General features: G+C 59.9%; 15 protein-coding genes. 10 read left to right on the top strand and 5 right to left on the bottom strand.

What is annotated here, in order from left to right; all coding sequences use genetic code 11:
* Positions 1-204: 204 nt before the first annotated feature.
* From AC0IXA_RS24135 to AC0IXA_RS24145, 3 genes are read left to right on the top strand one after another with little or no spacing between them, the layout of a single operon-like run.
* Positions 205-1,296 carry a glycosyltransferase family 4 protein gene (locus AC0IXA_RS24135; protein WP_341639015.1) on the top strand — a complete coding sequence of 364 codons (1,092 nt, stop codon included), beginning with the start codon at positions 205-207 and terminating at the stop codon, positions 1,294-1,296.
* Positions 1,289-2,059, top strand: coding sequence for a polysaccharide deacetylase family protein (locus AC0IXA_RS24140; protein WP_341638936.1), 771 nt, complete (start codon positions 1,289-1,291; stop codon positions 2,057-2,059). Before AC0IXA_RS24135 ends, AC0IXA_RS24140 begins: the two co-directional genes overlap by 8 nt.
* A complete protein-coding gene (locus AC0IXA_RS24145) occupies positions 2,056-3,054 on the top strand; it encodes a lysylphosphatidylglycerol synthase transmembrane domain-containing protein (RefSeq protein ID WP_110602535.1) in 999 nt (332 codons plus the stop codon). Before AC0IXA_RS24140 ends, AC0IXA_RS24145 begins: the two co-directional genes overlap by 4 nt.
* Here the strand turns inward: AC0IXA_RS24145 and AC0IXA_RS24150 are convergent.
* Both AC0IXA_RS24150 and purU read right to left on the bottom strand, forming a co-directional pair.
* Positions 3,038-3,214, bottom strand: a complete 177-nt coding sequence (locus tag AC0IXA_RS24150; RefSeq protein WP_163018872.1) for a hypothetical protein — start codon at positions 3,212-3,214, stop codon at positions 3,038-3,040. The two genes, AC0IXA_RS24145 and AC0IXA_RS24150, sit on opposite strands and share 17 nt — an antisense overlap.
* Before the next feature lie 81 nt (positions 3,215-3,295).
* Positions 3,296-4,144 carry a formyltetrahydrofolate deformylase gene (purU, locus tag AC0IXA_RS24155; RefSeq protein ID WP_016773477.1) on the bottom strand — a complete coding sequence of 283 codons (849 nt, stop codon included), beginning with the start codon at positions 4,142-4,144 and terminating at the stop codon, positions 3,296-3,298.
* Positions 4,145-4,481: 337 nt separating this feature from the next.
* On the opposite strand from purU, the gene mvaT reads away from it, so the two are divergent.
* On the top strand, positions 4,482-4,859 hold the full coding sequence (gene mvaT, locus AC0IXA_RS24160; RefSeq protein ID WP_016773476.1) for a histone-like nucleoid-structuring protein MvaT: 378 nt from the start codon (positions 4,482-4,484) through the stop codon (positions 4,857-4,859).
* 98 nt (positions 4,860-4,957) lie between these two features.
* On the opposite strand, the gene sbcB is transcribed toward mvaT, so the two are convergent.
* Complete coding sequence (gene sbcB / locus AC0IXA_RS24165) at positions 4,958-6,388, bottom strand: exodeoxyribonuclease I (RefSeq protein ID WP_471814635.1); 1,431 nt, start codon at positions 6,386-6,388, stop codon at positions 4,958-4,960.
* Between the two features lie 267 nt (positions 6,389-6,655).
* On the opposite strand from sbcB, the gene AC0IXA_RS24170 reads away from it, so the two are divergent.
* From AC0IXA_RS24170 to AC0IXA_RS24195, 6 genes are read left to right on the top strand one after another with little or no spacing between them, the layout of a single operon-like run.
* Positions 6,656-7,372 carry an RDD family protein gene (locus AC0IXA_RS24170; protein ID WP_041479810.1) on the top strand — a complete coding sequence of 239 codons (717 nt, stop codon included), beginning with the start codon at positions 6,656-6,658 and terminating at the stop codon, positions 7,370-7,372.
* Positions 7,369-8,346 (top strand): stage II sporulation protein M, encoded by a 978-nt coding sequence (locus tag AC0IXA_RS24175; protein ID WP_341638933.1) that lies wholly within the window; start codon positions 7,369-7,371, stop codon positions 8,344-8,346. The genes AC0IXA_RS24170 and AC0IXA_RS24175 overlap by 4 nt, the downstream gene beginning before the upstream one ends.
* Entirely contained in the window at positions 8,333-9,871 is a 1,539-nt protein-coding gene (locus AC0IXA_RS24180) for a DUF4129 domain-containing protein (RefSeq protein WP_471814636.1), read from the top strand. The genes AC0IXA_RS24175 and AC0IXA_RS24180 overlap by 14 nt, the downstream gene beginning before the upstream one ends.
* The gene (locus tag AC0IXA_RS24185) at positions 9,868-11,031 is read left to right on the top strand and encodes a DUF4350 domain-containing protein (protein ID WP_471814637.1); all 1,164 of its coding nucleotides are present in this window, start codon (positions 9,868-9,870) and stop codon (positions 11,029-11,031) included. Before AC0IXA_RS24180 ends, AC0IXA_RS24185 begins: the two co-directional genes overlap by 4 nt.
* Positions 11,028-12,029, top strand: coding sequence for an AAA family ATPase (locus tag AC0IXA_RS24190; protein ID WP_041479813.1), 1,002 nt, complete (start codon positions 11,028-11,030; stop codon positions 12,027-12,029). Before AC0IXA_RS24185 ends, AC0IXA_RS24190 begins: the two co-directional genes overlap by 4 nt.
* Positions 12,026-13,354 carry a DUF58 domain-containing protein gene (locus AC0IXA_RS24195; protein WP_471814638.1) on the top strand — a complete coding sequence of 443 codons (1,329 nt, stop codon included), beginning with the start codon at positions 12,026-12,028 and terminating at the stop codon, positions 13,352-13,354. Before AC0IXA_RS24190 ends, AC0IXA_RS24195 begins: the two co-directional genes overlap by 4 nt.
* Positions 13,355-13,367: 13 nt before the next feature.
* Here the strand turns inward: AC0IXA_RS24195 and AC0IXA_RS24200 are convergent, their stop codons facing one another.
* Together AC0IXA_RS24200 and AC0IXA_RS24205 are read right to left on the bottom strand one after the other, a co-directional pair.
* Positions 13,368-17,672, bottom strand: a complete 4,305-nt coding sequence (locus AC0IXA_RS24200; protein WP_471814639.1) for an Ig-like domain-containing protein — start codon at positions 17,670-17,672, stop codon at positions 13,368-13,370.
* Positions 17,665-21,750, bottom strand: coding sequence for a Tc toxin subunit A-related protein (locus AC0IXA_RS24205; protein ID WP_471814640.1), 4,086 nt, complete (start codon positions 21,748-21,750; stop codon positions 17,665-17,667). The genes AC0IXA_RS24200 and AC0IXA_RS24205 overlap by 8 nt, the downstream gene beginning before the upstream one ends.
* Positions 21,751-21,788: the final 38 nt, after the last annotated feature.

The raw sequence follows: 21,788 nt of genomic DNA on the forward strand, positions 1-21,788 counted from the left end.
GGCCTCTTCGCGAGCAGGCTCGCTCCCACAGGGAAAATGCATTCCATTGTGGGAGCGGGCCTGCTCGCGAATATCTACCTTCCAACAAAACCCGACCACCCCCCCACCGCGCAATCCCGACCGAACATCTATTCTGGATAAAGGTCAATCAAGGGAGAACAACACAGCGGAGGGTTGCTCACCGTGCATATCGCCGACATCACCATGTTCTACGCCCCGGCCAGCGGAGGCGTGCGGACTTATCTGGATGCCAAACACCGTCGCCTTGGCGAGCGCAACGCCATTCGCCACAGCCTGCTGATCCCCGGCGCGAGACTGGGTGAACACGACGGCATTTACACGGTTCCGGCGCCCGCCCTGCCCTTCGGCAAAGGTTATCGCTTCCCCCTGCGCCTGGCGCCATGGCGAAACGTCCTGCAGGATTTGCAGCCGGATCTGATTGAAGTCGGCGATCCCTACCTCACCGCATGGGCGGCGCTGGATGCGCGGCGGCAGCTGGATGTGCCGGTGATCGGCTTTTATCACTCGGATCTGCCGCTGCTGGCGGGCAATCGCATGGGCCATTGGGTCACACCGAATGTCGAGGCTTACGTGACTCGTCTGTACGGCAATTTCGATCGTGTGCTCGCGCCGAGCCAGGTCATGGCCGACAAGCTCATCGGGCTTGGCGTGCGCAACGTCCATGTGCAACCGCTGGGCGTGGATCTGCACACTTTCCATCCCGACGCCCGCGACCCCGGCCTGCGTGCCGAGCTGGGAATCGCTGAAGACACCCGCCTGCTGATCTTTGCCGGGCGCGGTTCCAAGGAGAAAAACCTGCCGGTGCTGCTCAAGTGCATGCAACGGCTTGGTCCGCGTTACCACTTGCTGCTGGTCGGCTCGTCGATGCCCGCAGCGGTGCCGGACAACGTCAGCGTTATCGACGAATTCTGCCCGGCGCCGAAAGTCGCGCGGCTGATGGCCAGCGCCGATGCGCTGCTGCATGCCGGCGACCAGGAAACCTTCGGACTGGTCATCCTTGAGGCCATGGCCTGCGGCATTCCCGTGGTGGCGGTTGCGGCCGGGGCGTTTGAAGAGATCGTCAACGATTCCTGCGGTCTGCTCTGCGCGCCGAACAATCCCCAGGCCATGGCCAATGCCGTGCGTGAGCTGTTCAGTCGCGGCTGCGATCGGCTCGGTCAACAGGCGCGCCAGCACGTCGAACGGCATTACGCCTGGGACACCGTGGTCGACAGCCTGCTCAGCCACTACCACGCCGTGCTCGGCCATACGCTGCCACGGGTGGCCAATGGTTGAAGAAATGAAAGCTGTTTGCCTGGTGTTGCATGATGTGGCGCCCTCGACGTGGGCGGATTACCAGCCCTTCGTCGAGGCTGTCGATGCCTTGGGTGATGTGCCGATGACGTGGCTGGTGGTGCCGGACTTCCATCGCCACGATGTACTCGATGACAACCCTGAGTTTCGCCGAGTGCTCGATGCCAGGGTCGCCCGAGGCGATGAACTGGCGCTGCACGGTTACTACCACGACGATCAGCAACCCCTGCCGAACAACCCGCGCGACTGGTTCATGCGCCGGGTCTACACCCACGAAGGCGAGTTCTATCGCCTGTCCCGCGAAGCAGCCTTGGCCCGCCTGCATGCGGGTCTGGAAATGTTTCAGCGCTACGACTGGCCGGTGCAGGGTTTCGTCGCCCCGGCCTGGCTGATGAGCGACGGCACCCGCCAGGCCTTGCGCGAATTGCCGCTCAGCTACACCAGCGATCCGCAGCACCTTTATCGCTTGCCCGACTTCAGCGCCATCAATGCACCGGGGCTGGTGTGGAGTGCGCGCAGTGCCTGGCGGCGCGGCTTATCGAAAATCGTCAGCGACCAGCGTGAACAGCGCTGGCGCGAGGCATCGGTGATTCGCCTGGGGCTGCATCCGGTGGACATGCGTCACCGCTTTTCTCGCGATTACTGGTTGCACACGTTGCAGCGGCTGCTGGCGGAAGGACGCGTGCCGCTGACCAAGATCGACTGGCTGGCCCGACAGCGCGGACAACTGGAACGTGCAGCATGAAGCGCAGCCTGTTGTTGCTGATCGGCCTGCTCGCGGCGGTGCTGATTCCGGTGCTGCTCGGCGGCGGCGAAACCTGGGCGCGCCTGCGCAGCTTCCCGCTGAACTGGCTGTTGATCATGTTCGGCATGATCCTGCTGTGCTGGGGCATCAATACGTTGCGCCTGCGTTTGTTGCTCGGCGACCAGCGTGAAAAGGTCGCGCCATTGAAAAGTCTCGGCGTGGTGATGGCGGCCGAGTTCGCGTACTGCGCCACGCCGGGTGGCAGCGGCGGGCCGCTGACGATCATGGCTCTGCTCGCCCGTTGCGGCGTGCGTCCGGCGCGGGGCAGCGCGGTGTTTGCGATGGATCAGCTCAGCGATCTGCTGTTCTTTCTCTGCGCCCTGAGCGGGATTCTGATTTACGCGCTGTTCCAGCACCTCAGCGATCGTCTCGAGTGGCTGCTGACCGTCAGCGCCGTTTCGCTGTTTGGCGGTTTGTTCAGTTGCGTGTTGATTGCGCGTTATCACCGCGCATTGATTCGCCTGAGCGGGCGGCTGTTGGCAGGGATGAACATCACGGCACGCACTCGCCGTCGCTGGGCGCGCAAGTTGCTGCACTTCCTCGCGGCATTTACCGATACCTTGAAACTGCCCTGGCAAACGCTGGTTCAGGTTTTTGCTCTGACCTGCGTGCATTGGTTGCTGCGCTACAGCGTGCTGTATCTGGCCTTGCGCGGGCTCGGCGCGGATTTGCAGTGGGCATGGAGTTTTCTGGTGCAGATGCTCTCGCTCGGCGCCGGCCAGTTCAGCCTGCTACCCGGCGGCGCGGGAGCCGCAGAATTGACCTCGGCCGCGCTGCTCGCACCGATGGTGGGCAAATCCACCGCAGCGGCGGCGATCCTGATCTGGCGCGTCGTGACGTATTACTTCTATCTGCTGGTTGGCGGCCCGGTGTTCGTGTTGATGCTGGGCAAGCCGTTGCTGAAGAAGTTGATGAACGTCAGGCAGGCTTCTTAGGTTCGTCCTGCTCTTGCTGAAGTTGCTCCCAAAGCTCGGCGGCGCCGGGGAATTCGGTGCCGTCGTCCGGGCTCATGTCCTCCGGGTCGTAACGACTCAGGCAACCTTCACCAAGGGTGGCGGGCGCTTTTGAAGTGGCTTTGTCCAGTGGATCGCTCATGGCTTTTCCTCGGGCTCAAATGACAAGGGCCTGAGCGATTCAACGCCCAGGCCCCTGGTTTTTCAAGCGTGGCGTGCTCGATCAGAACACAACCGTCTTGTTGCCGTGCACCAGCACGCGGTCTTCCAGGTGATAACGCAGGCCGCGGGCCAGCACCATCTTCTCGACGTCACGGCCGAAACGCACCATGTCTTCAATGCTGTCGCTGTGGCTGACACGCACCACGTCCTGCTCGATGATCGGGCCGGCGTCCAGCTCTTCGGTCACGTAGTGGCAGGTCGCGCCGATCAGCTTCACACCGCGCAGGGATGCCTGGTGATACGGCTTAGCGCCGACGAACGATGGCAGGAAGCTGTGGTGAATGTTGATGACCTTGTGCGCGTATTCGCGGCACATGTCCGGCGGCAGGATTTGCATGTAGCGCGCCAGCACTACCACTTCGGCGTCGTGTTGTTTGACCAGCCGCGATACTTCGTCGAATGCCGGCTGCTTGTCCTGCGGATTGACCGGCACGTGGTAGTAAGGGATGCCGTGCCACTCGACCATGCTGCGCAGGTCGTCGTGGTTGGAGATCACGCAGGAGATTTCGCAATCCAGTTCGTCGCTGTGCCAGCGGTGCAGCAGGTCGGCCAGGCAGTGGGATTCGCGGCTGGCCATCAGCACCACGCGTTTTTTCTGCTCGGTGTCGGTGATGCGCCAGTCCATCGAGAACTCTTCGGCGATCGGCGCGAACTTCTCGCGCAACTCTTCAATACCGAACGGCAGGGAATCGGCACGGATTTCGTGACGCATGAAGAACCAGCCCACTTGATTGTCAGAGTGGTGGCTCGCTTCGGTGATCCAGCCGTTATGAGAGGCCAGAAAATTACTGACTTTGGCAACGATGCCAACGCGGTCCGGGCAAGAGATCACCAGCCGAAAAGTGCGCATGAGGGGGAAACTCCAGAACTTCACAAAGGCCGCCATTCTAGCGACTGCGCAGGAAAACTGCAGTACGCATACGCGCCGGGTGGAACAAAGCCTGGCGAAACGGCTTTCTGACGCAGGTCTTACGTCAAGACCGTGACGCTTTAGAAGGGCTTTTGTCAGACAACTGTAAATGTCTGTGCTGACTGCATCACATTATTTAACTGAACATTCAAATCGCGGCTAATTCCTGTAACTCATTTAAATAAAAACCCGATCTAAATGTTTACTTGATGAAACAGCCTGACTATTATTGCGGCACTGTCCCCTGTCATTCAGCATTCTACAAAAGGTAGTACTCATGTCCTTGATCAACGAATATCGCGCCACCGAAGAAGCCATCAAAGAGCTGCAAGCCCGTCTGAAGAACCTGTCCGAAGACGACAAACTGCAAGCCGAACTGGAATTCGAAGGCAAACTGCGCACGCTGATGGGTGAATACTCCAAGTCGCTGCGTGACATCATCGCGCTGCTGGATCCAGAAGCCAAATCCAAGGCTCCACGTGGCGGCGCAGTAAAAACTACCGGCACCAAGCGTGCACGCAAAGTTAAGCAATACAAAAATCCGCACAACGGTGAAGTCATCGAAACCAAAGGTGGCAACCACAAGACTCTGAAAGAGTGGAAAGCCAAGTGGGGCGGCGACGTGGTTGAAGGCTGGGCTACCCTGCTGGGCTAAGCCGCGACACTTTCGCCGAGCGATCCGCGAACAAAAGAACGCCAGCTAGCGCTGGCGTTTTTTTATGCCCGTAATTCATTGTCCGGGCATGTTCAATTTCACAGATTCAAACGTTTGCGTAATGCCTGGACATAACTCTGCCAGTCATTGAGCACCTCTCGCTGCATCGGTGACGCACTAAGCGACCATTGCTCGGCGGCCTCGATAAATGACTGCACGGTATTCGGCGCACCTGCCTCGGGTTGCGTCAGGCGCTGCTGACAGAATAATTTCCAGCGCTCTTGCTCGGCCACATCCAGGGTCTCCGGAAAGTTGCGTGCTCGATATCGAAAAAGTAATTCAGGCAAACGTTCATCATCGAAAGGCCACTGCTCTTGCGCCAATTGCGCAGGGTCGGCCGTTCGAACTTGTTCGCATAAACGACGATCACGATCACCGATAAATCCATCGTACAACTGCTGCTCGGGATCTTCGCTGGGAGTGAAATCTTCGCTGGCATAAATCGCCGCGACTTTATCTTTCCAGACTTGTTGTGCGTCAGTTAGTCGCACTGTCCGCTCCTGATAAAGCGCCATGTCCAGCCCAAGGCGCTGCTGGTCTTGTGCGCGCAATACCGCCAGCGGCGCTACAACCGGGCAATGATTGATATGAATCAGCTTGAGCGGTACCGGTAACTCACCTTCGGCCAACTCATCGCGACGGGTATAAAGACGCTGACGCAGGGCTTGCGCATCGAGGTCCAGCAACCCCTGCGGATCAAGATGCAGATCACAGACGATCAGAGCGTTGCGATTCTTCGGGTGCCAGGCCAGCGGCAGCACCACGCCGACATAACTGCGCGCCGCCGAGAAACGCCCGGACACATGCACCAGTGGCTGCAACAGGCGGATCTGATCCATCACCTTCTGTTTGCTGCGCAACTGGAACAGCCACTCGTAGAGCTTGGGTTGTTTCTCGCGAATCAGCCGCGCCAACGCGATGGTGGCGCGCACATCCGACAGGGCTTCGTGAGCGTGCCCGTGATCGATATTGTTGGCCGCCGTGAGGCGTTCAAGCTTGAGGGTCACGCGGCCTTCATCATCGGTCGGCCAGACCAGACCGTCCGGGCGCAATGCGTAAGCGGCGCGCACCACATCAATCAGATCCCAGCGACTGTTGCCACCCTGCCATTCACGGGCATAGGGGTCGAAGAAATTGCGATACAGGCTGTAGCGGGTCATCTCGTCGTCGAAACGCAAGGTGTTGTAACCGGCGCCACAGGTTCCCGGTGTGGCCAGTTGCGCATGCACGCGAGTCATGAAATCGGCTTCGCTCAGGCCTTTTTCAGCGAGCTGACCGGGGGTGATGCCAGTGATCGCGCATGCCGCCGGGTGCGGCAGGATGTCTTCGCTGGGCTGGCAATAGAGGTTGACCGGCTCGTCGATCTCGTTGAGTGCATGGTCGGTGCGAATACCGGCCACCTGCAGCGGTCGGTCGTTGCGCGGATTGATGCCAGTGGTTTCGTAGTCGTACCAGAAGATTGAAGTCACGGGCGAATCCTGAACAGAAGATCGGCGAAGTCTAGGCGTTTCAGGGTTGCCACGGCCAGCCTGGTCGCCCTCGAACAGCAATTTCTCCAGATTCCTACAACTGGAATGCATTGCCCTTGTGGGAGCGAGCCTGCTCGCGAAGGCTTTCCGTCAGTTGCACATAGGCTGACTGATCCACCACATTCGCGAGCAGGCTCGCTCCCACACCCGAGAGGCTGCTAGCATCAGGCGCACTTGCCCCCCGAACAGGCGAACATCAGGTAGCCCATGCTCGAGCCCACAGCACCGCGAAGGAAAGCACCGCTGGATACGCGCCATCAGGTCGAAACGCCGGAAGGCATCGACCTGCCGTTGCGCCCCGCCGGGTTGATGGTGCGCGCGGTGGCGTTTGCCATCGATCTGGGCATTCGCGGCTTGATCCTCGGCGTGCTGTTTATCGCGCTGGCATTTCTCGGCAAGCTCGGCATGGGCCTCGGTTCCTTGCTGCTGTTTGCCATCAGCTGGTGGTACATGGTCTTGTTCGAGGTGCTGCGCCAGGGCCGCTCGCCGGGTAAGCAATGGCTGGGTTTGCGCGTGGTACACGATGACGGCACGCCGATCGGCTGGTCGGCCTCGCTATTGCGCAACCTGCTGCGCTTTGTCGATCTACTGCCCTTCGGCTATTTCCTCGGTGCGCTCAGTTGCCTGCAACACCCGACCTTCAAACGCCTCGGCGATATTGCCGCCGGCACGTTGGTGGTTTACAGCGAGCGCCCGCTGAGCCGCCCGCAACTGCCTGACGCTGAACCTCGCCGCAGCCCCGTTCCGCTGACCTTGAGCGAACAACGCGCGGTGCTCGGTTTCGCCGAGCGTCAGGCTGAACTGTCACCCGCACGGGTCAACGAGCTGGCGGCATTGCTGGCGCAGCCGCTGCACATCTCTGCGCCCAAAGCCGTGTCTGAACTCAACGGCATCGCGCGCGGCCTGTTGGGGCCGAGCGCATGAAGCAGAGCCTGTTCGAAAGTCGCCACAAGGCCGAATGGGAGCGCTTCGCCGTGGCGCTCGAACGCCTCGAACACGGCAAGGATACGGCGCAAGTCAGCGATTTTCCCAAGGCCTATCGACGTCTCTGCCAACATCTGGCTCTGGCCCAGGCGCGCGGCTACAGCAGTTTTCTGATCGATTCGTTGCAACAACAAGTACTGCGCGGCCATCAACAGCTCTATCGGCATCGCAGTCGGCTCGGGGCGCAAATCATCAGCTTTATCCTCGCCGACTTCCCGCGACTGGTGCGCGAACAATGGCGCTTCGTTGCGGCCGCCAGCCTGTTGTTCTTCGGCAGCCTGATCGGTTTCGGCGTGCTGGTTTATCTGTTCCCGGAACTGATCTACAACCTGATCCCGGCCGAGCAGGTGCGCGAGATGCAAGGCATGTACGACCCCGTTGCCGGCCACCTCGGCCGCTCGGCGGAACGGGCGGCCAGCGAAGACTGGGTAATGTTCGGCTATTACGTGATGCACAACACGGGCATCGCCTTTCAGACGTTCGCCAGCGGTTTGCTGATGGGTGTGGGCAGCGGTTTTTTCCTGCTTTACAACGGCATGATCATCGGCGCGGTGGCCGGGCATCTCAGCGAGATCGGTTTCGGCCAGACCTTCTGGTCGTTCGTGATCGGTCACGGCGCGTTCGAACTGAGCGCCATTGCCCTCGCCGGCGCGGCGGGCCTCAAGCTGGGCTGGGCGCTGATCGCCCCCGGACGCCTGACATGGGGCGAGGCGCTGCGCTTGGCGGCGCGCAAAAGTGTGTTGCTGGTGTGTGGGGCCATGCTGTTCCTGTTGATCGCAGCCTTTATCGAGGCTTACTGGTCGTCGAAAACCAGTGTCACGCCGCTGACCAAATACGCCGTCGGCACCGCGCTGTGGCTGGCCGTCGCGGTGTATCTGCTGTTTGCCGGAAGGACCCGCCATGCGCCTGAGTGACGCCAGCGTAGTGATCCGCCCGCGCACGACCTGGGAAGCCATGGACCTGGGCGTATTGATGAGCCAGCAGCATCGGCGGTTGTTGATGACCAGTTGGGCGATCGTCACCCTGCCGCTGTTCGCCCTGCTCAGCCTGCTGCTGTGGGATTCGCCATCACTGGCGGTGTTCATTTTCTGGTGGCTGAAACCGGCCTACGAACGCCTGCCGCTGTACATCCTCTCCAAAGCGCTGTTCGGCGAAACCCCGACGCTCAAGCAAGCCTTGCGTGAATGGCCGCGCCTGCTCAGGCCGCAACTGCTGGCCAGTCTGACCTGGCGCCGGCTGAGCCTGAGTCGCAGCTTTGTGCTGCCAGTGACGCAACTCGAAGGTCTCGACGGCGAGGCCAGACAACAACGTCTGCAGGTGCTGCTGCAACGCAACGGCGGCGCCGCGCAATGGTTGACGATCATCGGCGTGCATCTGGAAACCGCACTGTGGATCGGCTTGATGCTGCTGTTCTACATGCTCTTGCCGCAGCAGATCGAAACCGACTGGGACTGGCAGTCACTGCTGCTCGCCGCTGATCAGGACTGGCGCTGGCTGGAGCACCTGACCAACGTTTTTTATGCGCTGATCCTGGTGGCTTGGGGACCGGTGTATGTCGCCTGCGGTTTCAGCCTGTACCTGAACCGCCGCACGCAACTGGAAGCCTGGGACATTGAACTGGTCTTCCGCCGTCTGCGCCAGCGCTTGAACAACGGCGTGCTCGGCGTGTTGCTGGCGGCGTGTCTGCTGCTGCCGAACCTGCAACCGGTGTGGGCCAGCGATGCGCCGGATGCTCCACGGTTGCTCAATCAGCCGCTGACCAGTCAGGCCGCGCGCGACAGCATCCAGTCGCTGCTCGAGCAACCGCCGTTCAAGAACAAGGAAAGCGTCACCCGTTATCGCTTTGGCGACGACCCGGCAAGTCCGGCCAAAGACGCGCAAGCGGGTGAGGCACCGCAGTGGCTGAAAACCCTGCTCGGCTGGCTCGATGGTCGACACCTTGATGCCTTGGCGAACGTGATTGAGGTGCTGTTGTGGGGCGCGCTGATTGCCGCGCTGGGCTGGCTGGCCTGGCGTTATCGCGAATTCCTCGGGGCTTTCGTCAGCCGCCGCCCGAACCGGCCTGCGCGCAGCAAACCGCCGGCGTCGCCACAAGTCTTCGGCCTCGATCTGAACCGTGAAACCCTGCCGGATGACATTGCCAGCAGCGCCGAACAATTGTGGCTGAGTGAACCTCGCGCCGCGCTGGGCCTGCTCTATCGCGGCCTGCTCAGCCATCTGTTGCATGATTTCGACCTGACGCTGAAAGCCGCCGACACCGAGAGCCAGATCCTCAACCGCATCGAGCAATTGCAACGCCCGGACCTGCTCGCCTACAGCCGCAACCTCACTGTTCACTGGCAGAACATGGCCTACGGGCACCGAGTTCCAGCTGCGCACCTGCAAGCAGAGCTGTGCAACGGCTGGCGTGAATTGTTCGGCAAAGGATCCGGGCATTGAACCGGCGCATCGGCTGGTCGTTGGCTACGCTGGCGCTTTTGCTGCTGGGCGGCTTGAGTCTGTTCCTCTACCTCAAAGCCCGGCCCTATCAGGAAACCGTCGATCACGGCCCCTCGCCTGCCGCGCAAGCCAATCCTTATCTGGCGGCAGAAATGTTCCTGCGCGAGCGCGGCCTCGCGGTCAGTCACGCCGAGACCCTGGCGGTACTGCCGCAGATCGATCCGCATAGCCACACTTTGCTTTTGTTTGGCGAGCGCGCGCGGATGACGCCGCGTGAAGTCGATCAGGTGCTGAACTGGACTCGCGCCGGAGGACGTCTGGTGTTCGTCGCCGAATCGTTGTGGGATGCGCAAACCGGGCAAAGTAATGATCTGCTGCTCGATAAGGTGCAACTGCACCAATCGCTGAGCAAGGACTTGAAAGATCCTCCCGAGGACGGGGAAAAGGACCGCTTCCCGAAACTGACCAAACTGTATCTGGAAGATGAAGACGCGCCGGCCTACGCCGGTTTCGACACCGACTTCCACCTCGACGACCCGAACAATGTCGCGCAAGCCTGGGCCAACAGCGCCAAAGCCACGCACATGATGCAACGGGTGTACGGCCTCGGCACGATCACCGTGGTCACCGATGCCGAGCTGTGGAAAACCGGCGCTATCGGCAAATACGACAACGCCTGGCTGCTCTGGTATCTGAGCGCCGACACCGACGTCACGCTGATTTACAACACCGCGCACGATGGCTTGTGGACCTTGCTCTGGCGCTACTTCCCGCAGGCCATCGTCGCCCTGCTCGCCTTGATCGGCCTGTGGTTGTGGCAGGCCGGCGTACGCCACGGCCCGGTGCAAATGCCGGCGCCAGCGGGTCGCCGACAATTGCTCGAACATCTGCGTGCCAGCGCCGACTTCCTGCTGCGCCACAACGGCCAGCAGGCGCTGCTGCAAGCCTTGCAACAAGACATCCTGCGCCGCGCCCGCCGCCGCCATCCCGGTTTCGATCAATTGAATGTCGCCGAACAGTGGCTAGCGTTATCGCGCCTGACTCGGCAACCCACCCGCGCCATCAGCCAGGCCCTGAGCCCACGACCGAAGCAGCGTTTGTCCAGCGCCGAATTCAGCCGTCAGGTCGCTCATCTGCAAACTTTGAGGAACGCGTTATGACTGAACAGATCGAGCCCGGCAGCGCGACGCACGCCGCCCAGCAGCGCCAGCGTGCCAGCCAGTTGGCGCAGGCAGTGCGCAACGAATTGAACAAGGCGCTGATTGGCCAGGATGCGGTGGTCGACGCTGTCCTGACCGCGCTGATTGCCGGCGGCCATGTGCTGCTCGAAGGCGTGCCCGGCCTGGGCAAGACCTTGCTGGTGAGGGCCTTGGCTCGTTGCTTCGGCGGCGAGTTCGCGCGCATCCAGTTCACCCCGGACCTGATGCCCAGCGACGTTACCGGTCACGCCGTGTATGACTTGCAGACCGAGCAGTTCAAGCTGCGCAAAGGACCGCTGTTCACCAACCTGCTGCTGGCCGACGAGATCAACCGCGCCCCGGCGAAAACCCAGGCAGCGCTGCTCGAAGCCATGCAGGAGCGCCAGGTGACACTCGAAGGTCGCGCCCTGCCCATCGCGCAACCGTTCATGGTGCTGGCGACGCAGAATCCGATCGAACAGGAAGGCACCTATCCACTGCCGGAAGCCGAGCTTGACCGTTTCATGCTCAAGGTGCGCATGGATTACCCCGACGCCGATCAGGAGCTGAACATGGTCCGTCAGGTCTGTCGTTCGACCCGCGCCGACATGCTCGATGTGCAACCGCTGCGCACCGTGTTGCAAGCCAAGGATGTGCAGGCGTTGCAGCGTATTGCCAGCGATCTGCCGCTGGACGATCAGGTCCTCGACTACGCCGTGCGCCTGGCGCGCAGCACGCGCACCTGGCCGGGCCTCACCCTCGGCGCCGGACCGCGCGCCTCGATTGCACTGGTTCGTTGTGCCCGTGCCCGGGCGCTGCTGCGCGGCGGCGAGTTCGTGATTCCGGACGACATCAAAGGCTGCGCGCTGGCGGTGCTGCGCCATCGCGTGCGCATCGCGCCGGAGCTGGATATCGAAGGCCTGCAGGTCGATCAGGTGCTCACGCAATTGCTCGATCAAGTGCCGGCACCGCGCCTGTGAAACCGTCTCGGCTGCTGCTGATCTGGCTGGCGCTGCTGCTGGGCGTCAGCATCGTGCTCGGCGCCTTTCAGGCACTTGGCAGAGAGCTCCCGTCGAGCCTGATTTCGATCAACTGGGGGTTGCTCCTGGCGCTGTTGGTCTTGGCGGTTATCGACGCCGTACGCCTCAGACGCCTGCCCTCGCCGCGCATCAAACGACAGATGCCCGGCAGCCTGGCGCTCGGGCGCTGGGGAGAGGTAAAGCTGGAGGTCGCCCATGAGTTTGCCGAGCCACTGAACATCAATCTCTTCGACCACGTACCCGACGGCCTCGCGTTTGAATATCTGCCAACAGTTGTCGAGCTTCAACCCGGCCATGTCAGTCAGCTCACCTACCGTCTGCGACCTCTCGAACGCGGGCATTTCTGCTTCGAACAGTGCGAAGTCAACCTGCCCAGCCTCTTGGGATTATGGTCCGGCAAACGCCTGCTGAGAGTCCGCGACGAGACCCGTGTCTACCCGGACTTCGCCCGGCTTTACGGCGGTGAGTTGCGCGCCGTCGACAACTGGCTCAGCCAGCTCGGCGTGCGCCAGCGACAACGTCGCGGTCAGGGTCAGGAGTTCCATCAGTTGCGCGAATTTCGCGAGGGCGACAGCCTGCGCCAGATCGACTGGAAAGCCACCGCCCGCCAGCGCACGCCGATTGCCCGCGAGTACGAAGACGAGCGCGATCAACAGATCATCTTCCTGCTCGATTGCGGCCGGCAGATGCGCAGTCACGATGGTGAGCTGTCGCACTTCGATCACGCGCTCAATGCCTGTCTCTTGCTCAGTTACGTAGCGTTGCGCCAGGGCGATGCGGTGGGATTGAGTACGTTCGCCGATGATCAACCGCGCCATGTCGTGCCAGTCAAAGGCAGCGGGCAACTGAACGTGCTGCTGAACACGGTTTACGACCTCGACAGCACACAGCATCCGGCTGATTATCAGGCCGCCGTCAACCAACTCCTGACGCGACAAAAGCGCCGCGCGCTGGTAGTGCTGGTGACCAATTTGCGCGATGACGATGATCAACTGCTCGGCGCGGTCAAACGCCTGAGCGCGCAGCACCGGGTGCTGGTGGCGAGCCTGCGCGAGGAAGCGCTGGATACGTTACGCCAGACGCCAGTGCAAACACTGCCCGAAGCATTGGCCTACTGCGGCACGGTGAATTATTTGAATGAACGGATAGAACTCCATGAACAGTTGAATGCTCATGGAGTTGTCGTGATGGATGTTCGGCCCGCGGAGTTGGGAGCCGCGTTAGTGAGCCGCTATCTTGGCTGGAAAAAATCCGCGACGCTCTAGCGCGACCGCACGCTCAGACTACGACCAGAGTCAATGACATCTGGGTTGTTCCCACAGGGTTTTTCACGCTTGCACTGACAACAACCGAGCCAGTTTCAACCGGTGCAAAAACCACCTTCGACCATCCCTTGTCATCGCTGACAGTCTCTCTCAACGGAACATCATCAACGGTCCAGAGCACGCTCATATCGACCACTGGCTCGGTCAGGTTTTTAACCACCTGCACTGCAATCGTCACAGGCTTGCCTACTTGCCCGATGAGGGGCACGGCATAAATGGAACGCAAGATAACGCTAGGCCGGGCAACCACATTGATCTTTGCCAGGGAAACCGCGCCCGGATTCAGCCAGGCCTCGAGATCAAATTCCCCGACTTCAGCAGCCAGAAATGATGCCGGAGCGATCCCGTACTCGTCGGAAATCGATGTGGGCAGCGACTTTCCGGCGAATTGCCAATTGACCGGCAGGTTTGTTACGGGTGTGCCTTGCGGGTTGAGTTTCACCACTGCCCAGGCATTCACTTCGTCTGCACGATAGATCATTGCCCTGTCGCAACTGAGCGATTCAATCACCGGCACTTGCCCGGTATAGGTCAATACAGCCATATCCCAACCGGCCAGCCCGCCTTCAACGGTCGCTGACAGAACGCCGTCACTCAAACCCATGAAAGTCCAGTCGGCAATTCCCTCGTCATCGGTTACCGAGCTCACTATGTGCCCGCCAAACTCCCACGTCACGAGCACTCCGGCCAAGGGCTGTGCGGTCAACGCAGACACCACTCTCGCTTTTGCATGCACCCGGGGTTCGTCGGCAGACTGCCGGGCGTCGGACGGTTCATAAAGTTCTGCGATCTGCCTCGGTTGGGCGAGGACAAGATCCATTGCAATCGAAGCCGTATTACCAGCATCCCCAACTGTTGCGATGACCTGACTGGAACCTGGCGTTGTGGGAACAAAGCGTACTGTTGCCCTCCCGTAAAAGTCGGTCTCGGCGTTCAAAACGCCAAGGTCAGTATGCGTAAATGTCACCAGCACCCCTGCCATGGGTTTTGCGCTGATGGACGAGACGACCTGGATCGTCTGTTCAAAGACATCTCCCCAAAGCAGCTGCGAACCGGCATTGCTGGCCGTCAATCCGATTTTCATCACCCGCGAACCTGCACCCTGCGACATCGCGTTGGTCGGCGACAGCCGTGCCAGCCGTTCGGCGCAAAGTCGCAAGGCGAAACTGCCGTCCGTGGAATCTCCCGCGCGCAACCCGAACCTTGCCATTCCATTCCTGACAACCTGCGCCACGCCCAGCTCTGGCTCATAGCTATTGCCCAGTACCGCAGGCGCAGTGCCGATATGCCCCATACGTACGGTCTGCCCGTTAAATTCTTCCGGGAAAAACGCCACGATACTGTGCCTGCCTTTACGACGGGGGAAACCGGTGGTGTCACCCCAGACCTGACTGGTCTGACCATCGAAACTGACGTTGACTCGAGGCCAGAGATCTTCTGCCAACGGTTTGAAGGTGGCGCTTCTCTGCTCTGAGGTATTGTCGTAAAGACTGAGCAAAGTGGCCTGCACCGTATGCATGTCGATGGTCGCGGGAAGCACGGCGAAGCCGGAATTGCCATCGCTGTCCGTGTTGACCACTACGGGGGCTGCGCCCGAGTGCCAGGTAACCGGCACATCGGCAACTGCCTCTGCGGTAAAACGCGACACCACATTAGCCCATGTCCAGGCCTGATCGAGATCGACTACCGGATCCACCGGTGACTCGAGTATGAAATTGAAACTCAAGGCGTTATGTCCCAATTCCATTGGTGTGACGGGTGCGAGGAATGCCAATTGGGGCAGGTTTGCAGCGAGCGCAAAGTCGCCCGCTTTTGTGCTGCTGCGCAAGTCGAGTTGCCAGAAAGCGCCCTCTGCACCAAGCGCTTGAGACTGCGCCAAGGGCGGACTCACGATCGCATTCAGTTCATCGGCAGGCGTTCCCGACCACTCCAGCGCTGCTGACAGGCCCACCAGCGGGCTTAGCTCATTGAGACAGACCGTAAACTGATGATCCGCACCGAGGCAGGGATATAGCTCCTGCCCATCGAGTGCTGCCGTTACCCGATCCAGCCTGACGCCAAGCTCACGGGTCAGATCCGGATTGATGAATCGCCCGCACAACTCGCGATCATCTGCAACGTCATCGGCCCGCAAACGCAACTCAAAGGGGCTGCTGCGACTGTCGGCAGCGCTGGAAGACAGGCTCCATGTCAGTCCATCAGCCCCCAGCGGGAAAGAAATGCCCGGATCAGCAGGTTTCAGGCCGATCAGTGGGTCGTTCTCTCGCCAATCAAGGCTGATGCGTCTGGTGCCGATCCATGGGCTGCCGGGAACAGGGGTGACCCTGAGAGTGTGCGTATGGCCATGTCGGCACAGCAGACCAATGGTCTGCAGATCGACGGCTTCGCCGTCCAGGGTTATTGCGACATGCTCTTTCCAGAGGCTGGTCGCAATTGCCTTCACGATGAATTCCTTCTCGCTCGGCTCGGCTTCTTCGTGAGCCTTGATGGTGGCAATGACGCGATGGTCTCCGGCACTTGCAGGCTGATACTGATGACTGGCCCAACCGCCAGTGCCTGTCAGAGTCATCGGCATGTTCCCATCCGGCTCCTTCCAGAAAACCAACGCGCCCTCTACCGGTTCACCTGTTCCTGATGTCGTCCTGTGCAGCACCTGCACCCACATCCGTGCACTTTCGTTTTCATCCACCACGCAAATCCTGTCAGGCCCCCGCACCTGACCGGGTATGACCACGTTGCGTGCCAGCGACATCGGTTTGGCAGGCGAGCCTTCCAACAGGTGGCCAGAGGTCAACCGCAAGGAAAATTGGCCATCCTGTTTGTCATCGTTATCCAGACGATAGGCAAGTAATCCATCCGCCCCTATACGAACAGGTATTTCGAGCGGCGGCGAAACAGTAACGCCCAGTTTCTCCGCAGGCTCGCCATTCCATCGCAGCGCCACCTCGGTGCCTCGAAGCACGTCGGGGAACCGGATCTGCAAATGCCAGGTCGTCCCGCGATTGGGGTAGCCCTTCAGTTCCCACGGCTGCTCGTCTCCGGCTTCAGTGATCGTGCGAACCTCCTTCAACGGGTCGGTCGCGAGGACCTTGACCTCAAAGACCTCCGTCACTGCGCCGCTAGCGTAATAGAGACTCTCGACCGAGGCTTCAATACGCACATCACCGGCAGCGCTCGGTTTTTGTTCAAACCAGGCCCAGCCCTCGTGATCGGTCGACGTCGTGGTTTTGACGTCAGTGTCTTTTACCGTCCAGGTGACTGTCCTTCCTTCCTGTGCCTTGTCGGTGTAATGCGAGCCAACGCAGACGCCGACCCTGATGGATTGGTCATACTCCATCACCACGTAATGCGCCGCCTCTTTCAGTTGAATGAACTTCAGGCGGTGGTCACCCAATGAGACCGGAATATCCAGCACGGGTGCATGGAACTCGTTTGATAACTGCAGGTTGAAAAGGTACGGGGGATCGCCGTCGATCTCTGGGCAAACCAGGCTCCAGGAGTCATCCAGCGGTTTGTCCTTGCCCCAGTCTGGATCGGCGACAATTGCACCCTGCGGATTGGCTTTGTTGTGCAGGGACGCCCGCGTGCCCCGCCACGCATCATCCTGAGCATGGATGCATTTGAAACGATGCGCTGCCGAACCCAGCGCGCCCAGACAAAGAGGTACGGCACGGCCCAGTGGCAATTGTTGCCCGTCCAGTTCCAGGGTCAACACCTGCGCCGCCGGCAAGTGCAACTGAAGATTGATCCGGGTGATACGCAACGAGGAGAAGTAGTCGCCCTCTTTGTTGACCGGACTGATGGCGTGGACTTTGAGAATGTGAGTGTCCACAAGCGGCAATGTCACATCCAATTGGTACGAGCGCGGTTTGAACAGGCGAGGCAGGCCAGCGCGCTGGCGCAGAAGATCGTCATGCCGATCACGGCGCACGCCCGGGTGCAAGGGAATTTGCTGGGTAACAGGCAGTCCGGCCACACTCAGCTCCAGCAGGCCCTCCTCCTCGTGGTCCATTTCACAAAGAAAGCTGATGACATACCTGACGTCATCGCTGGCGCTCTTGAACAAGGTGACTTCCTGATAAGCGGAAGAACCGTCGAGAGCAGACAGGATATTCACGCGCTCGCCACCCTCCAGTTGCTCTCCCTTGGTTACGACGTAGCTTGGGTTGACGGGCCCCCTTTTCCACTGCGCGAGGCTCTGAGAGAAGTCACCATTGATGATCAAATTCCGCTCGGCCTGAATACTGGAGTCAAGCATGATGATGGCTCCGTTCGGCATTACGTTGCAGAGCATTCACTCTGGCTTCAACCAGATTTTCCACCGCCAGGGTGAAGGTCGGCTCACCAGCCTTGGCCGTAAAACGGAGGGTAACAATGAGGTCTGTAATGGACGCAAGCACCGCAGATTGTGCCGGTTCGCGACACCGCGGAAAATGGATTTCCCAAGAGGAAACGGCCCCGGAAGACTCAAAGGCACGAAGCAGACCCGTATCCTGGTCCTCCATGACGCGCCCATCATCAGCAACCCCACTGGAAATACCGATTTGCTGTCCCGAGCGCGTATTGAACAGTACATCGGCAGGTGGCGTGGTGCTGTCGGGGTCATGCAGATATTCCACCGCCCGCGGCACTGGCCGAACCACGGTGCGACTGCCGGTCTGGGTCAACGTGGCCCTGAGGTTTTCGTAGGGTCCGAGCAATGCCGGGCAGTCCACTTCAACCGATCGGATCAGCCGGCAGTACTCGCCGGGATGGTCGCGATTGAAGTTCAGCTCACTTACAGAGAAGGCCAGCCTTCCGCCATTCTGCAGTTGTTCAAGCGCCTGCGCCCAGTTGGGGGCAGCAGCCTGAGGCTCGACCGCATCATCGAAGAGCTGCCTAACGGAAATCGTTTTGGCCCGCTCGATGGATCGCTCGAAGTCTTGCAAGTGATTGCGTTGCTCACGCATCAGAAAGCCGATCAACTGCTGGCCAGCGAGCAAACCGTGATGCTTCTCGGACCAGGCCTGAGGCAAAGGTGACTGTGAATCGTAATCACCGGTTTGCGCGATGCGCGATGCCTGGGCACTGATGCACAGACTGTAGGTTGCATCATAAGCCTGGTAGTACAACGCCTTGAGTTGTGCCAGCAGCCAGTCGTAAAGCTGACTGTGGGCAGTGCGTTTTTGCAGGAAGTCGTACACGGCCATAGATTGGAGATTGGTTTGCAGGACCAATTGCAGACTGGCCCGGGCGGCATCCACAGCTATCACCTGCGCATTGATCTGCTCATCCAGCGCCTGCAGTTCGGCGAGTGCCAGGTTGCGTTGCAAACCCCACTCGCGGCGACGCAGACGATAGCCTTCGGTCACCGCTCTTTTTTCCGCATCTGCCTGTTTGCCCAGGGAGGCGATCTGCAAGCCCTGTGCGATGGCATGCAAAACACCTTCTGGAAAAGCATTGCCGTTGGCCGCGCCAAAGACTTTGGGAATGACCGAAATCCCCCCCGCAGCAGCCTGAACGCCGACCGAGCTCTGATTGAGTTCTTTGGCAGCGTGAAGGTCATCCATGACCTTGTATTCTTCTGCCGTGACGTTCTCGTCAAACCAGGCGGCGTATTCATCGGCACGTTGCTTTACGGCTGCGTGGCTTTGGCGCAAGGCCGCCAGCGTCGCATTCATCTGAGCCAGGGATTTTTCCTGAATGGCTTTCGTCCACTCGGCCTGTTCAATCAGATGCCGCTGCTGCAGCTCTACCTGTTGTGCCGTGTCGCGCTGTTCCATGAAGCGCAGCATCTCACTGCCGAGACTCTGCAGCTCTTGCGCAGAACGCAGTGCAAATTCACTGGTCACTCGCCAGCTATAACCGTTGATGACTGGCCGCCCCCCCATTCGCTGCGGCCCGGCGCTGCTTCCGGCAGCGAGATTGAGCAACAGTTGCGCAGGATCACCCGGCGGTTCATACACAGGCAGGTCGAGCGGTTTTCCGTCAATGGTCAACCAATGACGCAAGTTGTACAGGCGTTGCCCAAGTAATTGGAACAGCGTCAGCAAGCGCTCGTTGGTCGGCAGTTTGAATGGTGGGGTAGCCAGCAGCCCCATCACGGGTGCGAAATCAGCCGAAGGCGGCACGTCTGCAAGGGAATACAGATGCGTTCTCTCAAATGCTTCCAGCGTCGGGCGCGCGTCGCTCTTGTCAATCAGCGCGCCGAGCGTTTGTGTCTGCCAATCAGTCACCGAGCGCGACGAAGGCGGGTCGCCCATCAAGTTCTGGGCCTGCACGTAACACTCCTTGGCCAGCACCAGACTGTCCCGAGTCTGTTGGCGGTAATACCAGTCCCCTTCCTCGACCAGATTCTTGACGTACTCCAGGAAAGTCAGGATCTGAAAATGCTTTGGCGCCGCGTAACTGATGGCGTACGGATCTTCTTCCACCAGACACTCAGGGCCGGCATTGCCAGGACTCACCAACGGCCGGCAGCGCCAGTAGTCGCGTGGGTCGCTTGGCTGCGGGGTATCCGAAGCCTGCGCGATCGCTTGCGGATCGAACACCCTGCGCCACCAGGCTTCGGCCTCGCGATAACGATTTTCGTCGCGAAAGCGGATAGCCACCAGATGGATCAGATGGAAGAACAGTTCCCAGAAATACAGACCATTGGCACCATTGAAGGCACCGTTAGGCTCACTGACCGGCCCGGCTTCCGAGATCGGTTCAGGCAGAAACTGTGTCGTCCAGTCGAGCACCGCATCCACGGAAATGTTGGCGAGGCCGACCAACCGCGGACCGAAAAGCGAATTGAGGCGTACCCGTGCCAATGTTCCCGGCGTGTTGAAGGCCAGAAACTGCGCCGCGTCATGCCGATTCTTTTCCAGCACCGCAGGGTCGAAACCGACGATGGCGGTCATTGTCAGCACGAACTGTTTACGGCCATAGGTTGCAGAGGCAGTAGTCGCGCCGAAAGTGAAGGTAATGGGGCTGGTGAAGCCGCCTGAACCACGCGTGTAGGTAAGCCAGTCGGTGGCCCATCCACCGTCTGTCGAATACGCTCCACTGGTTTCTTTCGGATCCCCGACCGAGGGTTGGCTGGTCAGCGTCAAATCGAAATCAACGGTTGCCACGCCCCCGGTGCTATTTGGCCTGCAAATGCCCCTGACAAACAGGATGTCTCCCGTGGAGTGAGTCAGCATAAAAGCATCCAGTTCGTAGAACTCAGTCAACGTCCCGGGCGTCTGGACCGTCGTGACCATTTTTGGCCGGGTTTGCTCAGTCAACGAATGCTGGACCGTCAGAACGCTGTCGAAACGCTGCTCCAGCATTTCCAGCCAACCCTCTTCATAGGTCGGGACAGAGCGAAACAGCGTATCGCGCACCACCGGCGTCTGCGCTACAGCACCGTTGAAAAACAGCACGCCGAGAACGCCATTGGGCTGACTTGGGGTAACACGGACCGTGGCAATCAAACGGCTCCCGGCTGGCGGAGGCGCGTCGAGATCTCCAATGCTTTGCAAATTTGTTGCAGGCGACCAGTCTCCGTTCTGCGATTTGAAGGCTATGTTGATGTTTACCTTGTACGGAACATAGCCATCCTTGCCTTTGTCCCCGAGTTTTTCCGAAAGCTCAGCCCAGACCAGACACGGCCGACCGTTCCAGAACACCGGCCGCATATCCAACACGGTTCCGGTCGCCCCTGCATCGACCATCTCCCACTCGTTCCATGCCGCAGGGTTGACGTCGGTGCAGGTAGGCGTCAATTCGATCCGCGCTTCGCGCCAAAAATATCGATAAGGCGCAACACGCTCGCGGCCAACAAAGAAATAACGCCCGTCCACCGCGGTACTGCCATTCAGAAAAGCACTGATGACTTCCAGGTTGCAGACTTCTTCAAAGGACTTCAGGTAATTGCGCAAAGCTATCAATACCGAATCGCTGCTCAGCCGCGTCTGATTCAGATCCGTCATCAGCGTCTGGAACAAACGAGTCGTGCGCGGCCTTGCGAACGGTGTCATGAAGTTTTCCGGCTGGACGAGGAGCGACATCGAGGCCGACCAGCCCGAATAATTGCTTAGCAGTTTCCAGCGTTTCAGATCTTCTTCGGGAAATTCTGTTTCCGAATAACCCGGCTCAAGCTTGCGGTAGGCGGCGTTGATGAATTTCTGCGCGCAACTGATCGCCTCGGCACCCAGGGCACCAGGTACTTTCTGCGTGTCGAGTGAGTCCAGACGCAACAATTCATTCAGGTGCTCAGCGTTTCTTATGATCTTGAACCGACCAACGCTCTCGCCGAAATGGCCCAGGCAATAATCCGTCAACGCAGCGCGACGTTGTTCCAGCAAATCATTGATGATGCTTTGGCTCATGATCTTTACCTTCTGGCGGGGAGATACCCAAACGTCAT

It is taken from the genome of Pseudomonas sp. AC083 (assembly GCF_979253165.1).

Bases quoted from the DNA above. Each gene is read 5' to 3' on its own strand.
- AC0IXA_RS24135 (WP_341639015.1), top strand. From the start codon at position 205: ATGTTCTACGCCCCGGCCAGCGGAGGCGTGCGGACTTATCTGGATGCC.
- AC0IXA_RS24140 (WP_341638936.1), top strand. From the start codon at position 1,289: ATGGTTGAAGAAATGAAAGCTGTTTGCCTGGTGTTGCATGATGTGGCG.
- AC0IXA_RS24145 (WP_110602535.1), top strand. From the start codon at position 2,056: ATGAAGCGCAGCCTGTTGTTGCTGATCGGCCTGCTCGCGGCGGTGCTG.
- AC0IXA_RS24150 (WP_163018872.1), bottom strand. From the start codon at position 3,214: ATGAGCGATCCACTGGACAAAGCCACTTCAAAAGCGCCCGCCACCCTT.
- purU (WP_016773477.1), bottom strand. From the start codon at position 4,144: ATGCGCACTTTTCGGCTGGTGATCTCTTGCCCGGACCGCGTTGGCATC.
- mvaT (WP_016773476.1), top strand. From the start codon at position 4,482: ATGTCCTTGATCAACGAATATCGCGCCACCGAAGAAGCCATCAAAGAG.
- AC0IXA_RS24170 (WP_041479810.1), top strand. From the start codon at position 6,656: ATGCTCGAGCCCACAGCACCGCGAAGGAAAGCACCGCTGGATACGCGC.
- AC0IXA_RS24175 (WP_341638933.1), top strand. From the start codon at position 7,369: ATGAAGCAGAGCCTGTTCGAAAGTCGCCACAAGGCCGAATGGGAGCGC.
- AC0IXA_RS24180 (WP_471814636.1), top strand. From the start codon at position 8,333: ATGCGCCTGAGTGACGCCAGCGTAGTGATCCGCCCGCGCACGACCTGG.
- AC0IXA_RS24190 (WP_041479813.1), top strand. From the start codon at position 11,028: ATGACTGAACAGATCGAGCCCGGCAGCGCGACGCACGCCGCCCAGCAG.
- AC0IXA_RS24200 (WP_471814639.1), bottom strand. From the start codon at position 17,672: ATGCTTGACTCCAGTATTCAGGCCGAGCGGAATTTGATCATCAATGGT.
- AC0IXA_RS24205 (WP_471814640.1), bottom strand. From the start codon at position 21,750: ATGAGCCAAAGCATCATCAATGATTTGCTGGAACAACGTCGCGCTGCG.